The following is a 22,780-nucleotide window of genomic DNA, read 5'->3' as shown; positions in this document are numbered from 1 at the left end:
CAGGTCCTGGGGGGAGGGATCGCGCCGCCGCATGCTGCCCGATCCGCCGCCGCGCCCGCCACCGCGTCGGGTCGAAACTGCCGACCGCGCCGCATCCGCGTTCAGCCGGGTGTCGGCTTCGGTGCGGCCGGCCGCGATGGTCGCCGGCCGTCGGTCAGCGCAGGAACAGGATGTCCAGGTCGCGCTCGGGCACGAAGTCGCGCTGGCGGAATTCGAAGGTGAGCGCATCGGTGCGTTGCAGCTCGCCGTCGAAGCACAGGCTGAGCAGGTCGCCGGGCGCGCGCTTCTTCAGGGTCAGGTGGAAGTCCTGGATCGGGCCCTTCCAGTTGGCGCCGGTGCGCAGCACGTAGCGCAGGTTGCTCCACTGCAGGCCGTTGGCACCGGTGCGGCGGCGCATGCGCTGCTGGGTGGCGGCGTCCAGGCAGGTGGGCTTGGCGTACTCGGCGATCAGGTCGCTGGCCGGCATCGGCACGCCGGTGGCGACGCTGGGCGCGTAGCTGTGGCGGATCGCCACCGTGCCGCCGGCGGGGAAGCGCTGCTGCCAGACGAAGTACTCGCTGAGGGTGAAGCGCGGCTGCCCATCCGCATCGAACCAGCGCGCGGGCAGCGGCGTGCGGCCGGCCGGGACGGTGCCGCCCTCGACGTACTCGGCCAGGTCGTCCGGCGTCCAGCCGCTGGCCGCCCAGGCGCGCGAGATGTCGCTGCCGTCCAGCTTCGCCACCAGCTTGCGCTCGGTGCGCACCGGCTTGCCGTCCACCCACAGCTTGAAGTCGGTGAGCGCGCTGTGGTCGGCCATGCCGAAATACATCGGCGGCATCGGAAAGGCGATCGGCACCAGCAGCTCGCGCGTGCTGGTGTTGGTGAACACGTAGTCCACCTGCACCCGGTCCTCGCTGATGAACAGGTCTTCCTTGCTCATGCGGATGTCCGGCTGGCGGATCAGTTCGATGGAGCCATTGGCGTCGCCGATGCTGCTGTCGTTGGCGAAGGCGGTGGCGGCGAACAGCAAGGGCGACAGCAGCAGGGGCAGCAGGCGGCGCGGCGAGACGTTGGCGGGCATGGGAATGGGGGATCGGCGAGAGAAGGCGCCGGAGCCGCAGCGCGGGACCGGCGAACGGGCGCCATGGTAACCGCGGCGGATCGCGCGCCGCATCGCGCCCCGCCACCGCGTTTGCTACGGTAGCCGGCGCCGCCACGGGGGAAGGCCATCGCCATGTTCAGAGCATTCGCAACGCTGGCGCTGCTGGCGTCCGCCGGGCTGGCCGCGGCGCAGGCGCCAGGCACGCGCAGTTACGCCAATCCGATCGACCTGGACTACCGCTACAACTTCGAGCAGTTGAACGAAGGCATTTCCTACCGCACCGGCGCCGACCCGGTGTTCGTGCGCTTCGGCGATGTCTACTACCTGTTCCAGACCCTGGCCGACGGCTACTGGCGCTCCAGCAACCTGCTCGACTGGCAGTTCGTCACGCCCAGCCGCTGGCCGTTCGAGAGCATCGTCGCGCCGGCGGTGGTCGCCGACGGCAATCGCCTGGTGATCATGCAGTCGGCCTTCGAACCGCGCCCGCTGCTGCAGACCCGCGACCCGGCCAGCGGCACCCTCGACTTCCTGACCCGGCTGCTGCCCAAGCTGCCGCGCGCCCAGCCGATCGGCACCGAGATGAAGGGCCGTCCGCTCAGCGACGTGCCACCCGGGCCCTGGGATCCGGACCTGTTCATCGACGACGACGGCCAGTGGTACCTCTACTGGGGCTCGTCGGACCGCTACCCGCTGTACGGCATCGCCATGGATCGCAGCGCGCAGGGCGTCGCCTTCCGCGGCGTGCCGACGCCGCTGCTCGCACTGGATCCGGCGCAGCACGGCTGGGAGCGCTTCGGCCCCGACCACCGCGGCGCCCGCTTCCCGGACGGCAGCCCGATCGGCAGCTTCCTGGAAGGCGCGTGGATGACCAAGACCGGCGGCCGCTACTACCTGCAGTACGGCGCGCCAGGCAGCGAGTACAACGCCTACGCCAACGGCGTGTACGTCGGCGAGCACCCGCTCGGCCCGTTCACCTACGCCGCGTACAACCCGGTGGCGTACAAGCCCGGCGGCTTCATGCAGGGCGCCGGCCACGGTTCCACCTTCCAGGACGCGCACGGCAACTGGTGGAACAGCGGCACCGCCTGGATCGGCGCCAACTGGACCTTCGAGCGGCGCATCGTGCTGTTCCCTGCCGCGTTCGCCGCCGACGGGCAGATGCGCGTGTCCACCCGCTTCGGCGATTTCCCGCACTGGATGCCGGACGGCCCGGTGGCCGACCCGGAGGCGCTGTTCACCGGCTGGATGCTGCTGTCCTACCGCAAGCCGGCCACCGCCTCGTCCACGCTGGACGGCTTCGGCGCCGACCGCGCCACCGACGAGGATCCGCGCAGCTACTGGGTGGCCGCACGCAACGCGCCCGGCGAGACCCTCACCGTGGACCTGGGCGGGGAACGCAGCGTGCGCGCGGTGCAGGTCGACTTCGCCGACTACCGTGCCGGCCGTTACGGCGACGCGCCGGACATCTACACCGCGTTCCGGCTGCAACACTCGCGCGACGGCCGCCACTGGCTGCCGCTGGCCGAGGTCGGCGACGGCGCCGACCGCCGCGACCGGCCCAATGCCTACCTGCAACTGCCCGCACCGGTGCGCACCCGCTACATCCGCTACGTGCACGGCCACGTCGGCGCCGCCTACCTGGCGATCAGCGACCTGCGCGTGTTCGGCAACGCCGACGGCGCCCCGCCACCGGCGCCGACCGGTGTCGTCGCGCAGCGCGAGGCCGACCGCCGCAATGCCCGCGTGCACTGGCAGGCGGTGCCCGGCGCCGTCGGCTACAACGTGCGCTGGGGCCTGCGCGCCGACCGCCTCAACCTCACCTACCAGGTGTTCGCCGACCGCGGCACCGACCTGGAACTCCGCGCGCTCAACGTCGACCAGGACTACGTGTTCGCGGTCGAAGCCTTCGACGAACGCGGTGTCTCCCCGCTGAGCGCCCCTATCGCCGTGCCATGAAGCCATCACGGCCTTCCCGTATGCTTGGCGCCACCTCGACCGCGCACCGGCGAAGCGGCGCGCGGCAGGATCGGTTGCCGATCGAAGGAGAAGGACGATGCACCAGCACCAGGGAACCCAGGGCCAGCGCCGGCTGCGCGCATGGCTGATCGCCGCGGTGGTCGCTGGCGTGTGCGGCAACGCCGCCGCGCAGCAGATGGACCCGCGCGACGCGCAACTGCAGCAACAGCAGCGCCTGCTGCAGCAGCAGGCCGAGCAGATCCAGCAGATGCAGCAACAACTGCAGCAGATGCCGCCGGCCGGCGCCGAAGCCGGTGCACCGAGCGATGGCCTGTCCGCCACCTACCACGACTGCCGCAAGCAGGCCCAGGGCCTGGACGAGAGCCGCCGCTGCATCCAGCGCGAACAACGCGTGCAGCAGGAACGCCTGGACCGCGCCTACGACAAGCTGCGCTACCGCCTCAGCGGCATGGACCGCTCCCGCCTGATGGATGCGCAGTACACCTGGCAGCAGTCCAACGACCAGGCCGCACAGCTCGACCGGACGTTCGGCGCCCGCGGCCAGGAGGCGACCCTGCAAAGCGCCGAGGCCACCCTGCGCCGGATCAGCTCCCGCGCCGACGAACTGGAAGGCTATTCGCGCGGCGGGCGTTGAGGGCGCGGCTGTGCACGAGGCGGAACATGCGTGGCATGGAGCACAAGACCTGGAAGGGAATCGCAGGCAGCCCTCGACCGTGGTTGGGACCCGTGGCTTCGTCTCGATGGGCAGCCTCCTGCCGACGCGTGGCACTGTGCCTCGCTTGCTACAGCATCGTGCACAGTGCTGCAGCGGCCGCGGGTGCGGCAGTGACGTCACCTGCGCAGAGGAATGCCTCGCCACACCACACGGCGCAGGCTGACGCCCTTCCGCAGCGCACGTCGGCCAACGCAGCAGACACACCACAAGCGACCTCGCATGAGGCGACGTCGCGGACGCAGACGTTGAACGCCAGCGGAACGCCGGACGCGATGGGACAGGTCGTCTTCCAACTGGGCGACCTTCGCCTGGAGATCGAAGGCACACGATGTCGCGACACCGGCGGACTGCTCTTACGCTGCGCGCCCGCAACGATCATGGTGGAGCGGACGGCAGGCAAGCAGTCCATCCCTATCCCGTCGCTGGTCTTTCTAAGCAACACGACAGCGCAGCCCGCGTATGTCGCCGCCCATCGCGGCCCCTTCACCGAACAGGACGAACCGGGCGACGATCTGCGCTATACCGCGATCGTGTCGGACATCAATGGCGATGGCAACGACGATCTGCTGTTGTGGACGGACTTTTCCGGACGCCTGGGCGCTCCCGCCTACAGCTATTACCTGTTTGACCCGCGCACCCAACTGTTCGTGAAGAGCGACAAGCTTCAACAGGCAACGCGCGGCCTGACACTTTCGGGCATCACCGGCAATACGCTGCGCTTTTGGTCGGGCGACGAAAGATGCAAGCGCGTCATCGTGAGACTGGCATTGCATGGAACCACGCCGACGCGCCTGACCGACAAGACGTTCGACGCCTGCAAGTAGTCGGCCGACTGCGGCGCCCCTTCCCCCATCCCTGCGATGCAGGCTGACAGGACACGGGGTTGGCGCGTCGCTCACCTTTCCTCACACCTTGATACGGATCCACAACGTCGAATTCGGCGAATCAAACGGTGACGCGTCGGTAGCTGCTCACCTGCCTAGATCGTGATTCCACCGCCGCGCCGACCTGGCGACGTCACCAGGCCCATCTCACTCCCCCGCCGCGCAACCCCCGCCCTGTTCCGCGCACACCTTCATGGCGCGTTGCAGTTCGGCCTCGCTCAGCTGCGGCGGCGGCCGCGCGACGGCGGCCTGGACCTGGTCGGGGCCGCCGGTCAGCGCGTGCAGGCCCTTGGCCGCCTTGCCGGCCAGGTAGTAGACGCCCAGCGCGATGTAGCCGCCGCTCTGGCTGACCTGTTCCACCGAGGGCGGCGGACGCCAGTCCTTGTCGAAGCGGTTGGGCGGCGGCGACACCGGATTCTTGAAGCGGTAAAGGTCCAGCGGCTCGCCCTCGTCCGGCGGCAGCGCGCGCACTTCGCCCAGGGTCTGGATGTCGGGCTGCGCGGCGGCATCGGGCGCAGCCGATGCGGCGACCGGAGGCGGCGGCGATGCAGATGCCTGCTCGGCAGGCGCGGCCTGTTGCGCCTGCACCTGCGTGCATGCTGCCAGCAACGCGACAGCCAGCAATGCCCTCAGGCGCCGGCCGATCGGTTCCGCTGTGTCCATCCTGTCCATGGCGCCCGAGCTTACGGACGCGGCGCGGCCATCTCTAGCGCGTCGCCACCGCCGTTCACGTCGGCGACAGCGGCCGCAGGCACAGCCAGATCGCGCACCAGTGCGCCAGTGCGCCGCCCAGCACGTGCGCATGCCAGATCGCGCGGTTGTAGAGCATCGACTTGCGCACGTAGAAGGCCACGCCCACCGTGTAGATCGCGCCACCGGCGGCGATCAGCCACAGCACCGGCGTGTCCAGCCCCGCCACGATCGGCTTGACCGCGGCCATGCCGGCCCAGCCCAGCAGCAGATAGATCGCCACCCAGAAGCCCTTGGCGATGCCGGGCAGGAACAGCTTGGCGAACACGCCGAACAAGGCCACGCCCCACACCGCCAGGGTCATCGACCAGACCCAGGCGCCGGACAGCGCCAGCACGAAGAACGGCGTGTAGGAGCCGGCGATCATCACGAAGATGCCGGCATGGTCGAGCTTTCGCAGCACCGGCTGGCGCTGCGGCGGGGCGAAGTTGTACGCCGCCGAGCAGGCGAACATGGTCAGCAGGCCCAGCGCGTAGATGCTGGTGGCCACGATCAGCGCGTCATTGGCATGGGCGCGCCAGACCAGCAGGGCGCCGCCGACCACGGCCAGCAGCAGGCCGGCGGCATGCACGAGCAGATCGGCGCGGCGCGCGGCGGCGGTGCGGTAGTGCGGGGGAAGCGGGGAAGCGGACACGGACAGGAACAGTGGGCGACGGGGGCCGCCGGTGCCGGGGGGACGACAGGATACCTGTCGAGGACGACAACGCACGCAATACGACCGGAGCATCGTGCCGACGACAAAGCGCCCAGTGGTCAACACACACGCAATGGTCCCGCCTGAATCCGCTCAGCGTGTCTACCTCGCCTCGGCGCGCCCGGTCTCATACCCTGAGACGCGATTTCGCTTCCCTGTTCCGCTTTGAGAGCCGTGCCGATGCCCGCCCACGCCCTAGCCCCGCGCACCGAGGACGCCGAGCGCGCCCTGTCCACCACCGACGGGATGCCCTCGCGCGATGGCGCCCTGCTCAGCGCGCGGCTGGAGCGGCGTTACCACGACCGCATCACCGGCAGCTTCACCATCCCCGGCCAGGCCGGCCGCTATGCGCCGATCCCGGACGACGTGCCGCCGGCGCTGGCCGCGGCGTTACTCGAACGCGGCATCGCGCAGCTGTACAGCCACCAGGCCGAGGCCTGGGAGGCGGCGCAGCGCGGCGAGCACGTGGCCATCGTCACCCCCACCGCCTCGGGCAAGTCGCTGTGCTACACGCTGCCGGTGGTGGCCGCCGCGATGACCGCGCAGGCCAAGGCGCTGTACCTGTTCCCGACCAAGGCGCTGGCGCAGGACCAGGTGGCCGAGCTGCTGGACCTCAACCGTGCCGGCGACCTCGGGGTGAAGGCCTTCACCTTCGACGGCGATACGCCGGGCGATGCACGCCAGGCGATCCGCCTGCATGGCGACATCGTGGTCAGCAACCCGGACATGCTGCACCAGGCGATCCTGCCGCATCACACCAAGTGGGCGCAGTTCTTCGAGAACCTGCGCTACGTGGTGATCGACGAGATCCACACCTACCGCGGCGTGTTCGGCAGCCACGTCGCCAACGTGCTGCGCCGGCTCAAGCGCATCTGCGCGTTCTACGGCGTCACGCCGCAGTTCATCCTGTGCTCGGCGACCATCGGCAACCCGCGCGCGCACGCCGAGGCCTTGATCGAGCAACGCGTGCACGCCATCACCGACTCCGGCGCGCCCAGCGGCGACAAGCACGTGCTGCTGTGGAATCCGCCGGTGGTCAACGCCGACCTGGGCCTGCGCGCCTCGGCGCGCTCGCAGAGCAACCGCATCGCGCGCATCGCGATCAAGTCCGGGCTCAAGACCCTGGTGTTCGCGCAGACCCGGCTGATGGTGGAAGTGCTGACCAAGTACCTGAAGGACATCTTCGACCACGACCCGCGCAAGCCGCCGCGCATCCGCGCCTACCGCGGCGGCTACCTGCCCAGCGAGCGCCGCGAGGCCGAGCGGGCGATGCGCGCCGGCAGCATCGACGGCATCGTCTCCACCTCGGCACTGGAGCTGGGCGTGGACATCGGCGCGCTGGACGTGGTGGTGCTCAACGGCTACCCCGGCAGCGTCGCCGCCACCTGGCAGCGCTTCGGCCGCGCCGGGCGCCGCCAGCAGCCGGCGCTGGGCGTGCTGGTGGCCAGTTCGCAGCCGCTGGACCAGTACGTGGTGCGGCATCCGGATTTCTTCGCCGACGCCTCGCCCGAACACGCGCGCATCGCCCCGGACCAGCCGCTGATCCTGTTCGACCACATCCGCTGCGCCGCGTTCGAGCTGACCTTCGTCGCCGGCGAGGCGTTCGGCCCGGTGGACCCGGCGGTGTTCCTGGAGGCGCTGGCCGAGAGCGAGGTGGTGCACCAGGAAGGCGACCGCTGGGAGTGGATCGCCGACAGCTACCCGGCCAACGCGGTGAGCCTGCGCTCGGTGGCCGACGGCAATTTCGTGGTGGTGGACAAGACCGACGGCAAGCAGCAGATCATCGCCGAGGTGGACTATTCCGCCGCCGCGCTGACCCTGTACGAAGGCGCCATCCACATGGTGCAGAGCACGCCCTACCAGGTGGAGAAGCTTGACTGGGAAGGCCGCAAGGCCTACGTCACCCGCACCCACGTGGACTACTACACCGACAGCATCGACTTCACCAAGCTCAAGGTGCTGGACCGCTTCGACGGCGGCGCAGCCGGCCGCGGCGACGCCCACCACGGCGAAGTGCACGTGGTACGGCGCGTGGCCGGCTACAAGAAGATCCGCTACTACACCCACGAGAACATCGGCTACGGCCCGGTCAACCTGCCCGACCAGGAACTGCACACCACCGCGGTGTGGTGGCAGCTGCCGCAGGCCACCCTGCTCAAGGCGTTCGGCAGCAAGCAGGACGCGCTGGACGGCTTCCTGGGCGCGGCCTACGCCCTGCACGTGGTGGCCACGGTGGCGGTGATGGCCGATGCGCGCGACCTGCAGCAGGCGGTGGGCGACGGCGACGGCACATGGTTCGCGGTGGCCGACGCCAAGGGCCGCGGCCAGTTGCGCGGCGGCGACAGCGGCGAGCCGGCCAGCGTCGAACTGCAGCAGTTCGTGCCCACCGTGTACCTGTACGACAACTTCCCCGGCGGCGTCGGCCTCAGCGAGCCGCTGTGGCGGCGCCAGGCCGAACTGGTGCAGCGCGCGCGCGAACTGGTGCAGGGCTGCGACTGCGTGGCCGGCTGCCCGGCGTGCGTCGGCCCGGTGCTGGCGGCGCAGGAGGAAAGCGCGACCACGCCCCGGGCGCTGGCGCTGCGCGTGCTGCGCTTGTTGCTCGACGGCGAGGACGACGCGGCGCTGGACGCGCACGATGCGACCACGATCGCCATCGATGCCGATGCCGACGCGCTGCCGGAGTGGAGCGCATGAGCCTCAGCCTGGAGCGCCTGCGCGCGCTGCGCCGGCAGGCCGGCGACGCCAGCGCGGAGCGCATGCCGGCGTCGTCCGGTAGCCGCACCACGGCCGACGCGGCTCCCGCGTCGCGCGCAGGCGCTGCCGCGGCGACGCCCATGCAGGCGTCGAGCAACGCATCGTCAGCGACGCGCGACGCCACGTCGCATGCCGCTGTGCCACCGGCAGCAGGCAGTCAGCCCGTCCCCGCGCGCGGCGGCGGCACCGACACCGTCGTGGCGCCACCCATCGCCATCGCCCCGTTCGACCGCAGCGGCACCGATGTATCCGCCCTGCGGCGCCTGCTCGGCCTGCGCGAGCGCGCGGTTGCGCCCGGCGCGGCGGCGGTCGCACGCAGGCCGGCCGCCGCACCGGACCGGCACCTGCCCGGGGTGGAGATCGCGCCCGGGCTGCACCTGATCGAGGCGTTCCTGCCGCAACCGATCCCCGCCGGCGCGCTGTCGCTGGCCTTCGCCCGCCGCGAGGATGCGGTGGAAGCGACCGACCTGCTGTTCTTCGACACCGAGACCACCGGCCTGGCCGGCGGCACCGGCACCCGCGCCTTCATGATCGGCGCGGCCGACTGGACCGTGCATCCGGCCGATGGCCCGGGGCTGCGCATCCGCCAGTTGCTGATGGCCACGATGGGCGCGGAGAAGGCGATGCTGGAGGCGTTCCGCGCCTGGCTGCGGCCGGGCACCGTGCTGTCCAGCTACAACGGCCGCTGCTACGACGCGCCGCTGCTGAAGACCCGCTACCGGCTGGCGCGCTGCGCCGATCCGCTGTCGGCGCTGGATCACGTGGACCTGCTGCATCCCACCCGCCGCCGTTACCGCGGCACCTGGGAGAACTGCAAGCTCGCCACCATCGAGCGGCAGTTGCTGCGGGTGGTGCGCGAGGACGACCTGCCGGGCTCGGAAGCGCCGGCGGCGTGGCTGGGCTACCTGCGCGGCGGCAACGCGCGCAACCTGCGCCGCGTCGCCGCGCACAACCATCAGGACGTGGTCACGCTGGCGCTGCTGCTGCAGCGCCTGGTCGCCGCCGAGGCCGAGGAACGCGCGCTGGCGGCGGCCGCGTCGGCGTAGGCGCGGCACGCAGCCGGCGGATCACTCCAGCCGCTGCGCGCTACCGGCGGCGATGGCCGCATCGAACAGGCGGTCGACCTCGCGATCGACCTGCGCGCTCAATTCGCCCTGGCGTGCACCCAGTTCGCCCTGCTGCCGGCCCAGCGCGGCCTGCTGTTCGCCGAGCGCACGCATCTTCGCCGACAGCGCGTCCTGGCGCTGCGCAACCGCCGCCTGGGCCTTCGCCTGCGCCTTGGCGGCGACGGCGTCCATGTCGATGCGCTCCAGCGCCCGCGCCGCGGCCTCCTGCGCCAGCTTGCCCTGTTCCCGGCCCAGCTCGCCCTGCTCGCGGCCCAGTGCGCCCTGGCGCTTGCCGAGTTCGCCCTGCTGCGCGCCCAGCTTGCCGATCGGCTCGAACAGCGCGTCGAAGCGGGCCAGCAGCCCAGGATCGTGCACCACATAGCGCTTGCCGCCGCGGCGGAACCACAGGCCATCGCCCTGGGTCTCGCGCTTCATGGTGGCGAGTTCGTCGCTGCTGCCGCTCATCGTCGAATGGTTGCCCTTGACCCGGACATACGACTGTTCGAGTTGACCGTTGCGGATCTTCTGCACCGACCGCGTGCTGATCCGCGAGCCGATGGCCGGCGGCGCAGCGGGGACCGCCGGTGCCGGCGGCGCGAGCGGCGGCAGCGGGGCGACCGGCGGCGGTGCAGGCTGCGCGGGCGTCGCTGCAGCCACCCTGGTCGGCCTGGACGCACGCGGCGGCAGCGGCGCGGCGGGCACGTCGGCGGCAAGCGCCGCGTCGTCCATGTCCGCCATATCGGTGACGTCAGCGGCTTCGGCGGCTGCTTCGGCCGCAGCAGCCGCCGCCTCGTGTCCACGTTCCCGCGCGGCATCGGCGACGTCGGCCGCCTGCGCGGCGGCATCGCCGGCGGCGTCGGCGGCGGTCTGCGCCGCCTCGGCGGCCGCGGCAGCCGCATCGGCCGCGGCTTCGGTACCGACATCCACGTCGGTCGCCACGTCGGGCGCCGGCGCGCGCGCCGGCCGGGTCTGCGCGGCGCTCGGGGCCGCATGGCCGGGCTGAGCCACCAGGCGCAGCGGCATCACGCCGAACACGGTCACCGCGGTCAGGATCAGGGCCGCGCCCAGGCGCGGAAAAGCGGACGTGGTCTGCAGCATCAGCAATCTCCGTTTCAGGCTCAGGAAGGTCGGCGAGGCGCTGGCCACGCCGGCGCTGGGCCGCGGCGCCACGCCCAGCTGCACCAGCAGCCGCGCGTAGTCGTGACGGCAATGGCGGTGGCCGGCGACCACGGCCGCATCGCAGGCCGCTTCGCGGGCCAGGGCGTACTCGCGGTTGGCCAGATGCACCAGCGGATGGAAGAAGAACAGGTGCCGCGCCACGGCCGGCAGCAGCCCCCACCACAGGTCGCGGCGCTGCAGGTGCACCAGTTCGTGGGTCAGCGCCATGTCCAGGTCGTCGGCGCGCAGGCTGGCCATGCGCCGCGCCGGCAGCAGCAGCACCGGCCGCCACGGCCCGATCAGTTGCGGCGAATCGATGTGCGCGCACAGCCGCAGTTGCGGCGGCTGGCGCAGGCCGTGCGCCTCGGCGGCCAGGCGCAGCGCGCCGAGCAATGCGGTGTCGGTGCACGGCGCCGCCTCGCGCGCACGCTGGCGGCTGCGACGGTAGGCCAGGACGCTGTGCGTGGCGCAGACCAGCACGCCGGCCAGCCAAAGCGCAGCCAGCGCCTGCGCCCAGGGCCAGGCCGCCGAAGACGGCGTGGACGACGGCGCGGCGATCGGCGCGACAGCGGTGGCCGCAGTCGCGTTGACGTTGATCTGCGCGGGCGCCGCGGATGCGGCCTGTACGGACGGCGTTGCCGCGCGTGCCGGCGTCGCCGGCATCGTGGCGACGACCGCCGGTGCCGTCGCCATCTGCGCCGGCGCTGCCGGCAGTACCGGCAACTGCACCGCGCCGGCCCACAGCAGGCCGAGCACGCTCTGCGCGGCGACCAGCCACCACAACCGGCAACGCGTCGCCGCCGGCAGGGTCGGCAGCCAACGGCACAACGCCCAGATCAGCGCCACCAGCACCAGCGTCTGCACACTGGTCGCCAGCAGCCGCGACAGCAGGCTCTCGAACACGTCCGTCCCCAACAGGCTGTGCATGGCTCAGTCCTCCCGACGTTGCGATTGCAGTTTGGCCACCAGGGCCTCCAGTTCGGCCAGTTCCGCGTCGCTGACCTCGGCGCGCTGCGACATCCACGCCACGAACGGCGACACCGAACCCTGCAAGGTCTTCTCGACGAAGCTGCCGACCGCGCTGCGCACCACGTCGTCCTGGCCGCTGGTGGCGGCGTAGCGGTACACGCCCTGGACCTGGCGACGGCGCAGATAGGACTTGGCGCGCAGGCGTTCCATCATGGTCAGTACCGTCGAGCGCGCCAGCCCGCGCGCCTCGCCGAACCCGGCGGCGACCTCGCCGACGCTGGCATCGCCCTGTTCGGCGACGTACTGCAGCAGGGCCAGTTCCTGGTCCCCGATCGATTTGCGGTGCATCCGCCCACTCCGATGACTACACGTGTCGGCAAAGCTACCCATGACGACAACTGTCGTCAATAGGTCGCAGGTCATGGGCGGCAGGCGTGTGCAAGCCTGGCGATGGCGCCCGTCCGCGAGGCCAGTCGCACCCGGCGCCTGCCGGTGGAAGCCGCATCGGTCCTGAGCATCCGGCCCCCAGGTCTCGCGCACGCGTGCAACATGAGGTCGGCCCCCGCCACCGTGCATGCACTCGCCGTAGAAGTCAGCGCTGATCCATCATCGTTCGCGCAGCGGCACCAGCGCTCTATACCCAGGTATCGCACCACATACGCGCAGCAGGCAGCGCTGTACCAATGCGCAATGGTGCAAGCGCACATGCGATGCAAGAATTTCCGCATCGCTTCACGCCGCCGTATTCACCGCGGGAAGCGCGCTGTCGCAGCTGCGCCGTTCGTCTCCATCGATCCGGAGCGGGCCGCCGCATCTGCCGCGCGCCACCTTCCCGGGTCCACGCCGCACCGCCGGCGCTCTTCCATCGCAAACGCACAGCCAGCCGGACGCCGCCGCGAGGCCGCCGCCCTGCGCTGGGTGCGCGCGTGCGCCACCGCTTCCCACTCCACGCTGGATCCGACCATGCACGCGACCTCCTCCCGTCTCCGCGCCGCCACCCTGCCGATCCCTGCACCGCATCGCCTCAGGCACGCGTGCGCACCGTCGTTGTTGTCTGCGGCGCTGGTCGCCTGCCTCGCCGCCTCCACGGCACACGCCGCGGAGGCGACTGCCAGCAGCAACGCCGACACCACGCCGACCACGCTGTCCGCGCTGGACGTGGTGGCCTCGCCGCATGCGGCGGCGGTGGCGCCGACCCAGGTGGTCGGCCCGAACCGCTACGTCATCAATGCCGGCGACATGGACGCCGACATCGCCGGCAGCAATGGCCTGGCGCGGCTGAATACCGTGCCCGGCGCCAGCTACACCGCCACCGATGGCCTGGGCCTGGACGTCTCCGCCATCAGCCTGTTCGTGCGCGGCTTCCGCATGAACGAAATGGGCATCACCTTCGAAGGCGTGCCATTGAACGACAGCGGCTTCCTGTCGTTGACCGGCACCAGCGTGGTCAACGTCGGTGTGCCGGACGCCATCCGCACCATCACGGTCAGCCCCGGCGTGGCGCCAGTGAGCGTGTTCTCCAGCAGTGCCAACGGCGGCGCGCTGGAGTATCGGCTAGGCGAACCGAAGGACACGCCCGGCCTGCGCCTCAAGCAGGGCGTGGGCAGCGACGCGACCCAGGTCACTACGGTGTCCGCGCAGAGCGGACAGCTCGGCGCCGACGGCCCGAAGCTGCAGGTGGACCTGCAACGGCTGGGCGCGGACAAATACCAGGGCGGCGGCACCCAGCGCTTCCTGCGCGGCGACCTGAAGGCGACGCAGGACGTGGCCTGGGGCACGTTCACCGTGTTCCTGTCCGCCAGCCACGCGGCGATGTGGGGCTACAACAATCTGTCCTTCGACATGCTCGGCAAGCTGGGCTGGCGCGCCGACAGCTTCTATCCCGACTACGCCAAGGCCTATGCGGTCGCCCTGCCGCAGAACGCCGCCGCCTCCTGCGGCGCCTACCGCTGCGGCGCGCTGGCCGGGCTGCTGCCGTACGACACCGGCCAGGTCACCGACGACCGCATCGCCTCGCTCGCGCACGATTTCCGCATCTCCGACGCGCTCAGCGGACGGGTGCAGGTCTACAGCGCGCGCAGCCGCACCCATGCCACGCTGAGCGACCCGACCACGCCCTCGCCCGACGGTGCGCCGTTCTCCGAGCAGGTACAGGCGCCGCACCTGCAGCGCAGCGGCGGCCTGCTCAGCCTGACCTATGTGTACGGCCGGCACACCCTCAGCGCCGGCGTCTGGCAGGAGCACGGCAGCGCCGACGCGGCGACCTTCTGGTACACCGAACCGCTGCTGGGGCAGGGTCGGCCGCTGCGCACCACCGGGCCGTGGGACGTGCACGGCCCGGCGTTCAAAACCGACAACGTCTCGCAGTGGACGACCCGCGCACGCCAGGCCTACGTGCACGACGACATCGCACTGAGCGACACGCTGTTACTGGGCCTGGGCGCCAAGGCGGTGGATTTCCGCACCAGCGGCGGCGGTGTCGGCGATGCGCCGGACAGGCCGGCGGCCGGCACGCTGCGCGCCAGGAGCGCGTTCCTGCCGCATCTGTCGCTGTTCTGGAGCCCGACCGCGCAGACCGATGGCTTCCTCGACCTGGGCAGCGCGATGAACGGTTTCCGCGTCGCCCAGCGCGGCAACATCGGCTACACCGCCTCGGCCTGGACCGTGCCCGACCAGGAAGCCTTCGACCGCCTCACCCGCAATCTGCGCCCGGAACAGGACTGGAACCTCACCGTCGGCGGCACCCATCGCTTCGACCGCGCCACCGTCACCGCCGACGTGTTCTACGGCGACATCCGCAACCGCCTGCTGTCGGCCGCGGTCGGCACCCAATTCGCGCAGGTCAACACCGTGCAGGTGATGCCGAGGATGCACGCGGTAGGCGCCGACCTGGGCGTGACCATCGACCTGACCCCGCATGTGCAGTTCTACCAGGGCGTGGCGCTGGCGCGCTCGGTCTACGATCACGACGTCGTCGTCGACGGCGACGTCTATCCGATCCAGGGCAAGGCACAGCCAGGCTATCCGCAACTGTCGCTGGTCAGCGACCTGTCGGCGCATGTGCGCCACTGGCGGCTCGGCGCCACCAGCACCGAATACCTGCATCAGCCCTTCACCTACGAGAACGACCTGTGCGTGCCGGCGTTCTGGCAGGTCAACGCGTACACGGCCTACACGCTGGGCGCGGACAGCCGGCTGCCGGGCCTGGAACTGCGTCTGGACGTGAGCAACCTGCTCGACCGCCACACCATCGGTACCGCCAACATCGCCGGCTCGGCCTTTGCCGGCGACTACCAGACGCTGCAGCGCAGCGCGCCGCGGCAACTGGTGTTCAGCACCTCGCTGGCGTTCTGAGCGGGCGGCATGCGCGCCCCGCCCCGGCGGGTGCGCATGCATGGGGCAGACACGGCGTTCACGGCGATGCCACGCCGCCGCGACTAGAAGTTTCCGAACCGGTCCGCCGACGCATGCCGCGTCCGTCGGCCTCGCCGCCACACGTGGCGCCCCACGACCGCAGCGGCTTCTGGACAGCAGGACATCGGCATGAGCGACGACACCCGCAACACCGGTTCGCCCGATCGCGACCGCATCAACCTCCACGAAGACTACGAAGTGCGCTACTGGACGCAGGCGCTGGGCGTGACCGCCGACGAATTGCGCGCCGCGGTGCAGGCCGTGGGCAGCAGTGCCGCGGCGGTCCGCGCGCACCTGCGCAAGTGACGCGGGCCGGACCCGCGCCATGAGCCTTGCCGACTACCGCCGCAAGCGCCGCTTCGACAAGACCCGCGAGCCGGAGCCGGGCAAGCCGGTGCCGGCGGGGCAGCGGCCGATCTTCGTCGTGCAACTGCACCACGCCAGCCGCCGCCACTACGATTTCCGCCTGCAGGTCGGCGATGCGCTGAAGAGCTGGGCGGTGCCGAAGGGGCCGAGCTACGACCCCAAGGTCAAGCGCATGGCGGTGGAAGTGGAAGACCATCCGCTGGACTACGCCACGTTCGAGGGCGAGATCCCGCAGGGCGAGTATGGCGGCGGCCACGTCGCCCAGTTCGATCACGGCGTGTGGAGCAGCGCGGACGATCCGGAGGCGCAACTGGCCAAGGGCCATCTGCGCTTCGAACTGTTCGGCGAACGGCTCAAGGGCGGCTGGCACCTGGTGCGCTCGGGCAAGCCGGCGCGGCAACCGCAGTGGCTGCTGTTCAAGGACGACGACGCCTTCGCCAGCGACCTGGAGGCCGACGATCTGCTGGCCGGCGTCACCGCGGCGCCGGCGCAGGACGTCAAGCGCGCCGGCGCCGGCAAACCGAACAAACGCAAGGTCGCGGTCGTCGCCGCGCCGGTGCGCAAGGGCCGCCGCACGAACTGGACCAAGCTCGCCCAGGCGCTGCCGGGCGCGGTGCCGGCCGCGGCGCCGGACGGGCCGTTCACGGCACAACTGGCCCGGCTGGGCGACGCGCCGCCGCAGGGCGCGCACTGGATCCACGAGATCAAGTGGGACGGCTACCGGATCCTGGCCACCGTCGCCGAAGGTGTGGTGCGGCTGTGGTCGCGCAACGCGATCGAGTGGACCGACAAGATTCCCGAGATCCGCGATGCCATCGCCGCGCTGGGCCTGCGCTCGGCAGCGCTGGATGGCGAACTGATCGCCGGCAAGGGGACCAAGGAGGACTTCAACCTGCTGCAGGCGGTGCTGTCCGGCGAGCGCCAGGGCAAGTTGGCGCTGGCCCTGTTCGACCTGCTGCACCTGGACGGCGTCGACATCGCCGCCGCACCGCTGTCCGAGCGCAAGTCGCTGCTGCAACGGCTGCTGCAGGGCGCCGACGCGCACCTGGCCTTCAGCTCGCACATCGACGGCGATGGCGATGCCGCGTTCCAGCTCGCCGGCGCGCAGCACTTCGAGGGCATCGTCTCCAAGCGTGCCGACCGCGGCTACCACGGCGGCCGCAGCGACGACTGGCGCAAGACCAAGCAGTTGCGCTCGGACGAGTTCGCGGTGGTGGGCTACACCGCGCCCAAGGGCAGCCGCAGCGGCTTCGGTTCGCTGTTGCTGGCGCGGCCGGATGCCGAGCACGGCTGGCTGTACGTCGGACGGGTCGGCTCCGGCTTCTCCGACGCCCTGCTGCGCGAGCTGACCGCATTGATCGGCAAGGCCGGCAGCGCCACGCCCAGCGTGCACGTGCCCACCACCGAGACCGACCTGCGCAGCGCCCGTTGGTTCGCGCCGCGCTTCGTGGTGGAGGTGTTCTACCGCGGCATTGGCGGCCAGCAGTTGCTGCGCCAGGCCTCGCTGAAGGCGGTACGCCCGGACAAGGACATCGCCGGCCTGGGCGATGGCGACGTGCCGGCACCGCGCGCGGCGGCGGCGCGGGCGACGCCGGCCGCCAGGAAAGCCAAAACAGCTAAAACAGACAAGACGGCCAAAGCCACTAAAGCGACCAAAACGGCGAAGGCTAGGAAAGTGGCGAAGGCCGGAAGCGGCAAACGCGACGTCGCGAGCGCGGGCAGCGCGCGCACGCCGCCGACGCTGTCCAGCCCGGGCCGCGTGGTCTTCCCCGACATCGGCGCGACCAAGCGCGAGGTCTGGGACTACTACAGCGCGGTGATGGACCAGCTGCTGCCGGAGATTGCCGGCCGCCCGCTGTCGATCATCCGCTGCCCGGCCGGCGCCGAGCGCGCATGCTTCTTCCAGAAGCACCACACCGCCGGGCTGGAACTGGTGTCGTCGGTGCGGTTGAAGGAAGAAAGCGGCACCCAGGCCGAGTACCTGGTGGTCGAAGATGCGGCCGGGCTGCTGGAGCTGGTGCAGTTCAATGCGCTGGAATTCCACCCCTGGGGCGCGCATGCCGCGTCCCCGGAGCGCGCCGACCGCGTGGTGTTCGACCTGGACCCTGGCCCGGACGTGCCCTTCGCCGAGGTCAAGCGCGCCGCCACCGACATCCGCAAGCTGCTCTCGCAACTGGAGCTGGAGTCGTTCCTGCGCGTGTCCGGCGGCAAGGGTCTGCACGTGGTGGTGCCGCTGGCCCCGGGCTGCGACTGGGACCTGACCAAGCGCTTCGCCCACGGCTTCGCCGACGCATTGGCGCAGTCGCAACCCGAGCGCTTCCTCGCCACCGCCAGCAAACGCCTGCGCAACCAGCGCATCTTCGTCGACTATTTGCGCAACGGCCGCGGCGCCACCGCCGTGGCCTCGTACTCGCTGCGCGCCCGCGCAGGTGCGCCGGTGGCGATGCCGCTGGCCTGGAGCGACCTGCCCAAGCTGCACCGTGCCGATGCCTTCACGCTGCGCGACGTGCCGGCCAAGCTGAAGCGACGACGCAAGGATCCGTGGGCCGGTATCGATGCGCTGAAGCAGAACCTGGCGCGCTGGGCCGAAGCGGAGTGAGCAAAAGCCCCTCTCCCCCCGGGAGAGGGGTTGGGGTGAGGGTCCGGCGCGAAGCGACTCGCTGTGATCGAACACGAGCGACCGTACCCTCATCCGCCCCTGCGGGGCACCTTCTCCCGAGGGAGAAGGGAGTCAAAAGCCCCTCTCCCCCCGGGAGAGGGGTTGGGGTGAGGGTCCGGCGCGAAGCGACTCGCTGTGATCGAACACGAGCAACCCGCACCCTCATCCGCCCCTGCGGGGCACCTTCTCCCGGCGGGAGAAGGGAATCAAAAGCCCCTCTCCCTGCGGGAGAGGGGTTGGGGTGAGGGTCGGGCGCGAAGCGACTCGCTGTGATCGAACACGAGCGACCGCACCCTCATCCGCCCCTGCGGGGCACCTTCTCCCGACGGGAGAAGGGAATCAAAGCCCCTCTCCCCCCGGGAGAGGGGTTGGGGTGAGGGTCCGACCACCAGCCAACACACCCCCCAACCCACTCGACCACTACCCCGTCGGCCCACCCATCACCGGCAGGATCGCGCCATTGATGTAGCTGGCAGTAATCGGCGACGCCAGGAACACATACGCCGGCGATAATTCCTCCGGCTGCGCCGGGCGGCCCATTGGATTCTGCTTACCGAACTCGGCCACATCCTCGGCAGACTTGTCGGCCGGATTGAGCGGCGTCCACACCGGCCCCGGCGCGACCGCGTTGACGCGGATGCCGCGCGGCTGCAACTGGCTGGCCAGGGCCATGGTGAAGGCATGGATCGCGCCCTTGGTCGCCGAATAGTCCAGCAGCGACTTGCTGCCGAACAACCCGGTCTCCGAACCGCTGTTGACGATCGCCGAACCACGCTTGAGATGCGGCAGCGCCGCGCGCGCCATGTGGAAGTAGCCGGCGATGTTGGTCTGCAAGGTCTCCTGCAGATGCTCCTCGCTCAGGTCCTCCAGCGCATCGCAATGCAACTGGAAGGCGGCGTTGTTGACCAGCACGTCGAGCCCGCCGAAGGCTTTCACCGTCTGCGCCACCGCGTCCGCACAGAACGCCGGATCCTTCACATCGCCGGCGATGGTGATGCAACGGCGGCCTTCGTTCTCCACATGCTGGCGGGTGACCTGCGCATCCTCGTGCTCGTCCAGGTACAGCACCGCCACGTCCGCGCCCTCGCGCGCGAACAGCACCGCCACCGCGCGGCCGATGCCCGAATCGGCACCGGTCACGATCGCGCTCATGCCGCGCAGCTTGCCGCTGCCCACGTACTCCGGCGCCTCGAAACGCGGCTGCAGCGCCAGCGCGTGCTCGTTGCCCGGCTTGGTCAGGTGCTGCCTGGGCATCCGTTGCGGCTGCTTGCGCGGGCCGGCCTGGCCGGCGTCGCCCGGCTTGGCGCGTTTGGGCTTGGGCTTGGCGTCGCCGGCATCGACCGCGCGCTGCAGCGCGCGCTGCTGCTGCACGGTCTTGGCGCTGGACGACGACGCGGCGCTGCTGCGCTTGGACGAGGTGGACGGGGTGGCGGCAGGACGCTTGCGGGAGGCCATCGGCAATACTCCGGAGACGGGAGGAGGACGCAATCGCGCAACCCTCCTCGAAGGGAAGGAACGGGCGTCGCTCAGGCGCGGTCGGCGAGACCGCTGACGCCGGCGTGCTGGGCGCAGTGCGCGCAGCAGAATATGCGCTCGCCGGCCTGCACGCCGTGGCCGACGATGCGGCACTCGCAGTGGCTGCAGCGCGGGGCAAAGGCGTGGATGGCGCACTCGAACGAATCGAAGGTACCGCTGCGCGCGCCCTGGGTCAGGGTGAAGGCCTGGTCATAATCGTTTCCGCAGACATCGCAGGTGGCCATGATCGGCTCCGGTTGCTGGGGGAACCCGAGTCTGGCCCCGCCGGCGGCCACGACCGGTGAAACCGTCGGCGCGCGCTCTTCATGCGGCGCAAACATGCGCCGCGACAGGCTCGCGCCATCGATCGAAGGAGACGCCCCATGATCCGCCACCCGCTTGCCCGCCTCGCCCCGTTCGCCGCCTTGCTGCTGCTCGGCGCCTGCAGCACCACCCAGGTGGCGCAGGTGCAGCCGATCGACGGCGTCATCTCCGGCCAGTGCCATATCGACAAGGTCCGCGGCGCGGTCGGCCTGGCCGCCTCGCGCATGACCGTCGAACGCGCCCGCGTCGACAGCGACAGCCTCAAGGTGCAGGTGGTCAAGAGCAGCGTCACCGACAACGGCGCCACCTCCAGCGGCGTGGACAGCGCCAACCGCGGCGCCCGCGAGACCGGCGGCGACCGCCTGACCGTCGAGATCGGCCCGACCAACAACATCACCACCGTGTATTGCGGCTGATCCGCGCCGCGGTGCTGTGCCGTGCCGCCGCGCCCGCGGCGGCGCGGCGCTCAGGCGCGCTTGCGGGCTACGGGCGCGGTCTTGCGCTTGGCCCTGGTCCCGCTCGCCGCCGTGCCCTTGCGCGTGGCACGCCCGGCCTTGCGTAGCGGCGGCGCCTTCGCAGCGCTGCGGCCGGCGGCCTTGGCCGCCCTGCGCGTCGCCGTGCGCGCCCGCCCCAGGTACTTCAGCGTGATCAGGTCCCACTGCCGCTCGCCGCGCACGCCCTCGCACAGCCCATGCAGGCGCCCGCAGCGCCAGCCGTCGAACACGCACGGGTCGATGTAGGCCTTGCGGCACACCGCCGGGGTATTGCCCAGCGCCTCGGCCACCTCGCGGATCACCGCGTTCTGCGCCTGCGCCAGGGCGCGCTCGCCGCCGCTGTCGGGCAGCGGAAGCGCCGCCAGTCGTTGCAGCGCGGCGCGGGTGCCGCCCCAGGTACGGAAGTCCTTGGCGGTGAAGCTCTCGCCCATCGCCTCGCGCAGGTAGTCGTTGACCTCGCCCGAATCCACCGGCTGCAGTTGGCCGTCGTCGTCGCGGTACTGGAACAGCGCCTGCCCGGGCAGTTGCTGGCAGCCGCGGATCAGCTTGACCAGGTGCACGTCGTCGACCTCGATGTCGTGCTCCTGGCCGCCTTTGCCGCGGAACTGCAGCCGCGCACGACCGCCCTTCACGAAGGCCAGGTGGCGGTTGCGCAGCGTGGTCAGGCCGTAGGAGCGGTTGCTGCGCGCGTATTCGGCGTTGCCCACCCGCACCAGGGTCTCGGCCATCAGCGCCACCACCATCGCCAGCACCTTGTCGCGCGGGTAGCCGGGCAGCGCCATGTCGCGGCGCAGGCGCCGGCGCAGCCGCGGCAGGGCCTGGCCGAAGGCGACGATGCGCTCGAACTTGCCGTCGCCGCGCACCTGCGCCCAGTCGGCGTGGTAGCGGTACTGCTTGCGCCGGCGCGCGTCGCGGCCGGTGGCCTGCAGGTGGCCGTTGTCGCGCGCGCAGATCCACACCTCGGTATAGGCCGGCGGGATCGCCAGCTGGCGGATGCGCTGCAGGGTGGCGGCATCGCGCACCGCGCTGCCGTCGGGCAGGCGGTAGCCGAAACCCTTACCAGCACGGCGGCGGACGATGCCCGGCTCCTGGTCGCTGACGTAGACCAGGCCGGCGCTGCTGGCGGCCTGGCGGGACTGGCGGGCACGCGCCGCATCGGCCGCGGCGGTGGAACGGGACGCGTTGGACATCGGACCTCCGAAAAGCCGGAACCGCGGCCCGCGCCGCCGGTTCCACGAGCCTGGATTGTCGGCAGCGCAACGGCTACGGCACGTGATGCCGGGCCGCTGCACCGCTTAACGAGTGGCGAACGCGCCATGTCCGATGCTGCCGGCGTTGGAACGTGCGTCGCGCCAGGAGGCCGGCTCCCGTGGCCGGCGCACCGGCGACGCCGTTCGTCGCCGGTGGCCGTGGGTGGTCTCAAAGCGCGACGCACGTTCTATGCTTCACGCGTCCTTCCCTCCATCCATCAGGAGCCCCGATGAGCACACCGCTTTCCTCCCGTGCGTCCACGCGTGCCGGCCTGCTCGGCACGGCCTGCCTGGCGCTGGCCCTGGCCGCCTGCGGCGCGCCGCCGCCGGACGAGCAGGAACAGGTGAGCGCCAAGGCCCAGGCCGCCGCGCAGCAGGCCGCCGCGCCGGACCCGGCCAATGCGCCGGACGCGCCGCCGGTGGGCAGTTGCGATGCCTCGCAGGCGCAGGGCCTGGTCGGCCAGACCTTCGCCCCGGCGCTGCTGGACCAGGCGCGCAGCGATACCGGCGCCAAGACCGCCCGCGTGCTCAAGCCGAACCAGGCGGTGACCATGGAGTTCAACGGCGAACGGCTCAACATCGAGGTCGACGAAAAGGACCAGATCACCGGCGTTCGCTGCGGCTAGGGTGCCGCCATCGATCCACGGCACGGCGGCGGCGACAGCGCCGC

18 protein-coding genes are annotated in these 22,780 nt (G+C 71.1%); 10 read left to right on the top strand and 8 right to left on the bottom strand.

The genetic code is table 11. The features are described from left to right. Positions 1-154: 154 nt before the first annotated feature. Positions 155-1,060 (bottom strand): DUF4424 family protein, encoded by a 906-nt coding sequence (locus PG878_RS00920; RefSeq protein WP_209030368.1) that lies wholly within the window; start codon positions 1,058-1,060, stop codon positions 155-157. A gap of 153 nt (positions 1,061-1,213) precedes the next feature. Between PG878_RS00920 and PG878_RS00915 the strand changes: the two genes are divergently transcribed. The 3 genes from PG878_RS00915 to PG878_RS00905 all read left to right on the top strand — a co-directional run bounded on the left by PG878_RS00915 (position 1,214) and on the right by PG878_RS00905 (position 4,597). Further along, a complete protein-coding gene (locus PG878_RS00915) occupies positions 1,214-3,037 on the top strand; it encodes a family 43 glycosylhydrolase (protein WP_209030367.1) in 1,824 nt (607 codons plus the stop codon). Positions 3,038-3,134: 97 nt separating this feature from the next. Further along, positions 3,135-3,692 carry a lysozyme inhibitor LprI family protein gene (locus tag PG878_RS00910; protein ID WP_209030366.1) on the top strand — a complete coding sequence of 186 codons (558 nt, stop codon included), beginning with the start codon at positions 3,135-3,137 and terminating at the stop codon, positions 3,690-3,692. Positions 3,693-4,018: 326 nt separating this feature from the next. Further along, on the top strand, positions 4,019-4,597 hold the full coding sequence (locus tag PG878_RS00905) for an XAC2610-related protein (protein ID WP_209030365.1): 579 nt from the start codon (positions 4,019-4,021) through the stop codon (positions 4,595-4,597). A gap of 207 nt (positions 4,598-4,804) precedes the next feature. Here PG878_RS00905 and PG878_RS00900 read toward each other — a convergent pair whose 3' ends face one another. Next, positions 4,805-5,320, bottom strand: a complete 516-nt coding sequence (locus PG878_RS00900) for a hypothetical protein (protein WP_209030364.1) — start codon at positions 5,318-5,320, stop codon at positions 4,805-4,807. Positions 5,321-5,384: 64 nt separating this feature from the next. After that, positions 5,385-6,047: a PAQR family membrane homeostasis protein TrhA gene (trhA, locus tag PG878_RS00895; protein WP_209030592.1), complete on the bottom strand. Its 663-nt coding sequence runs from the start codon at positions 6,045-6,047 to the stop codon at positions 5,385-5,387. Positions 6,048-6,281: 234 nt separating this feature from the next. Between trhA and PG878_RS00890 the strand changes: the two genes are divergently transcribed. Together PG878_RS00890 and PG878_RS00885 are read left to right on the top strand one after the other, a co-directional pair. Beyond that, positions 6,282-8,795, top strand: coding sequence for a DEAD/DEAH box helicase (locus tag PG878_RS00890; protein ID WP_209030363.1), 2,514 nt, complete (start codon positions 6,282-6,284; stop codon positions 8,793-8,795). Further along, positions 8,792-9,901: a ribonuclease H-like domain-containing protein gene (locus PG878_RS00885; protein ID WP_244672535.1), complete on the top strand. Its 1,110-nt coding sequence runs from the start codon at positions 8,792-8,794 to the stop codon at positions 9,899-9,901. The genes PG878_RS00890 and PG878_RS00885 overlap by 4 nt, the downstream gene beginning before the upstream one ends. A 21-nt stretch (positions 9,902-9,922) precedes the next feature. Here the strand turns inward: PG878_RS00885 and PG878_RS20795 are convergent, their stop codons facing one another. Next, on the bottom strand, positions 9,923-12,046 hold the full coding sequence (locus PG878_RS20795) for a M56 family metallopeptidase (protein ID WP_209030362.1): 2,124 nt from the start codon (positions 12,044-12,046) through the stop codon (positions 9,923-9,925). Positions 12,047-12,049: 3 nt separating this feature from the next. Next, a complete protein-coding gene (locus PG878_RS00875; protein WP_209030361.1) occupies positions 12,050-12,436 on the bottom strand; it encodes a BlaI/MecI/CopY family transcriptional regulator in 387 nt (128 codons plus the stop codon). A 615-nt stretch (positions 12,437-13,051) separates the two neighbouring features. Between PG878_RS00875 and PG878_RS00870 the strand changes: the two genes are divergently transcribed. The 3 genes from PG878_RS00870 (at position 13,052) to ligD (ending at position 18,467) form a co-directional block, all read left to right on the top strand. Further along, complete coding sequence (locus tag PG878_RS00870; RefSeq protein WP_244672534.1) at positions 13,052-15,442, top strand: TonB-dependent receptor; 2,391 nt, start codon at positions 13,052-13,054, stop codon at positions 15,440-15,442. Between the two features lie 189 nt (positions 15,443-15,631). Further along, positions 15,632-15,808 carry a DUF3606 domain-containing protein gene (locus PG878_RS00865; protein WP_209030360.1) on the top strand — a complete coding sequence of 59 codons (177 nt, stop codon included), beginning with the start codon at positions 15,632-15,634 and terminating at the stop codon, positions 15,806-15,808. 19 nt (positions 15,809-15,827) lie between these two features. Beyond that, entirely contained in the window at positions 15,828-18,467 is a 2,640-nt protein-coding gene (gene ligD / locus PG878_RS00860) for a DNA ligase D (RefSeq protein ID WP_209030358.1), read from the top strand. 480 nt (positions 18,468-18,947) lie between these two features. On the opposite strand, the gene PG878_RS00855 is transcribed toward ligD, so the two are convergent. Together PG878_RS00855 and PG878_RS00850 are read right to left on the bottom strand one after the other, a co-directional pair. Further along, positions 18,948-19,982, bottom strand: coding sequence for an SDR family oxidoreductase (locus tag PG878_RS00855; protein WP_209030357.1), 1,035 nt, complete (start codon positions 19,980-19,982; stop codon positions 18,948-18,950). Positions 19,983-20,053: 71 nt separating this feature from the next. Next, positions 20,054-20,287, bottom strand: a complete 234-nt coding sequence (locus tag PG878_RS00850) for a hypothetical protein (RefSeq protein ID WP_209030589.1) — start codon at positions 20,285-20,287, stop codon at positions 20,054-20,056. A 138-nt stretch (positions 20,288-20,425) separates the two neighbouring features. Here PG878_RS00850 and PG878_RS00845 point away from each other — a divergent pair, with 138 nt between their 5' ends. Continuing rightward, positions 20,426-20,782 (top strand): hypothetical protein, encoded by a 357-nt coding sequence (locus tag PG878_RS00845; protein WP_209030356.1) that lies wholly within the window; start codon positions 20,426-20,428, stop codon positions 20,780-20,782. Between the two features lie 50 nt (positions 20,783-20,832). Here the strand turns inward: PG878_RS00845 and PG878_RS00840 are convergent, their stop codons facing one another. Next, positions 20,833-22,050: a DNA topoisomerase IB gene (locus PG878_RS00840; RefSeq protein ID WP_209030352.1), complete on the bottom strand. Its 1,218-nt coding sequence runs from the start codon at positions 22,048-22,050 to the stop codon at positions 20,833-20,835. A gap of 290 nt (positions 22,051-22,340) precedes the next feature. On the opposite strand from PG878_RS00840, the gene PG878_RS00835 reads away from it, so the two are divergent. Beyond that, on the top strand, positions 22,341-22,736 hold the full coding sequence (locus PG878_RS00835; RefSeq protein WP_244663871.1) for an I78 family peptidase inhibitor: 396 nt from the start codon (positions 22,341-22,343) through the stop codon (positions 22,734-22,736). Positions 22,737-22,780 lie beyond the last annotated feature (44 nt).

This window comes from Xanthomonas hawaiiensis (genome assembly GCF_031834635.1).
GTDB lineage: Bacteria > Pseudomonadota > Gammaproteobacteria > Xanthomonadales > Xanthomonadaceae > Xanthomonas_A > Xanthomonas_A sacchari.
Note: the sequence above shows the minus strand (reverse complement) of the source record. Positions and strands in the feature narration are given on the sequence as shown.

Coding starts and splice junctions, on each gene's coding strand:
- PG878_RS00835 (WP_244663871.1), top strand. CDS start 22,341: ATGAGCACACCGCTTTCCTCCCGTGCGTCCACGCGTGCCGGCCTGCTC.
- PG878_RS20795 (WP_209030362.1), bottom strand. CDS start 12,046: ATGCACAGCCTGTTGGGGACGGACGTGTTCGAGAGCCTGCTGTCGCGG.
- PG878_RS00915 (WP_209030367.1), top strand. CDS start 1,214: ATGTTCAGAGCATTCGCAACGCTGGCGCTGCTGGCGTCCGCCGGGCTG.
- PG878_RS00910 (WP_209030366.1), top strand. CDS start 3,135: ATGCACCAGCACCAGGGAACCCAGGGCCAGCGCCGGCTGCGCGCATGG.
- PG878_RS00885 (WP_244672535.1), top strand. CDS start 8,792: ATGAGCCTCAGCCTGGAGCGCCTGCGCGCGCTGCGCCGGCAGGCCGGC.
- PG878_RS00920 (WP_209030368.1), bottom strand. CDS start 1,060: ATGCCCGCCAACGTCTCGCCGCGCCGCCTGCTGCCCCTGCTGCTGTCG.
- PG878_RS00845 (WP_209030356.1), top strand. CDS start 20,426: ATGATCCGCCACCCGCTTGCCCGCCTCGCCCCGTTCGCCGCCTTGCTG.
- PG878_RS00865 (WP_209030360.1), top strand. CDS start 15,632: ATGAGCGACGACACCCGCAACACCGGTTCGCCCGATCGCGACCGCATC.
- PG878_RS00890 (WP_209030363.1), top strand. CDS start 6,282: ATGCCCGCCCACGCCCTAGCCCCGCGCACCGAGGACGCCGAGCGCGCC.
- PG878_RS00870 (WP_244672534.1), top strand. CDS start 13,052: ATGCACGCGACCTCCTCCCGTCTCCGCGCCGCCACCCTGCCGATCCCT.
- PG878_RS00850 (WP_209030589.1), bottom strand. CDS start 20,287: ATGGCCACCTGCGATGTCTGCGGAAACGATTATGACCAGGCCTTCACC.
- PG878_RS00840 (WP_209030352.1), bottom strand. CDS start 22,050: ATGTCCAACGCGTCCCGTTCCACCGCCGCGGCCGATGCGGCGCGTGCC.
- ligD (WP_209030358.1), top strand. CDS start 15,828: ATGAGCCTTGCCGACTACCGCCGCAAGCGCCGCTTCGACAAGACCCGC.
- PG878_RS00875 (WP_209030361.1), bottom strand. CDS start 12,436: ATGCACCGCAAATCGATCGGGGACCAGGAACTGGCCCTGCTGCAGTAC.
- PG878_RS00855 (WP_209030357.1), bottom strand. CDS start 19,982: ATGGCCTCCCGCAAGCGTCCTGCCGCCACCCCGTCCACCTCGTCCAAG.
- PG878_RS00900 (WP_209030364.1), bottom strand. CDS start 5,320: ATGGACACAGCGGAACCGATCGGCCGGCGCCTGAGGGCATTGCTGGCT.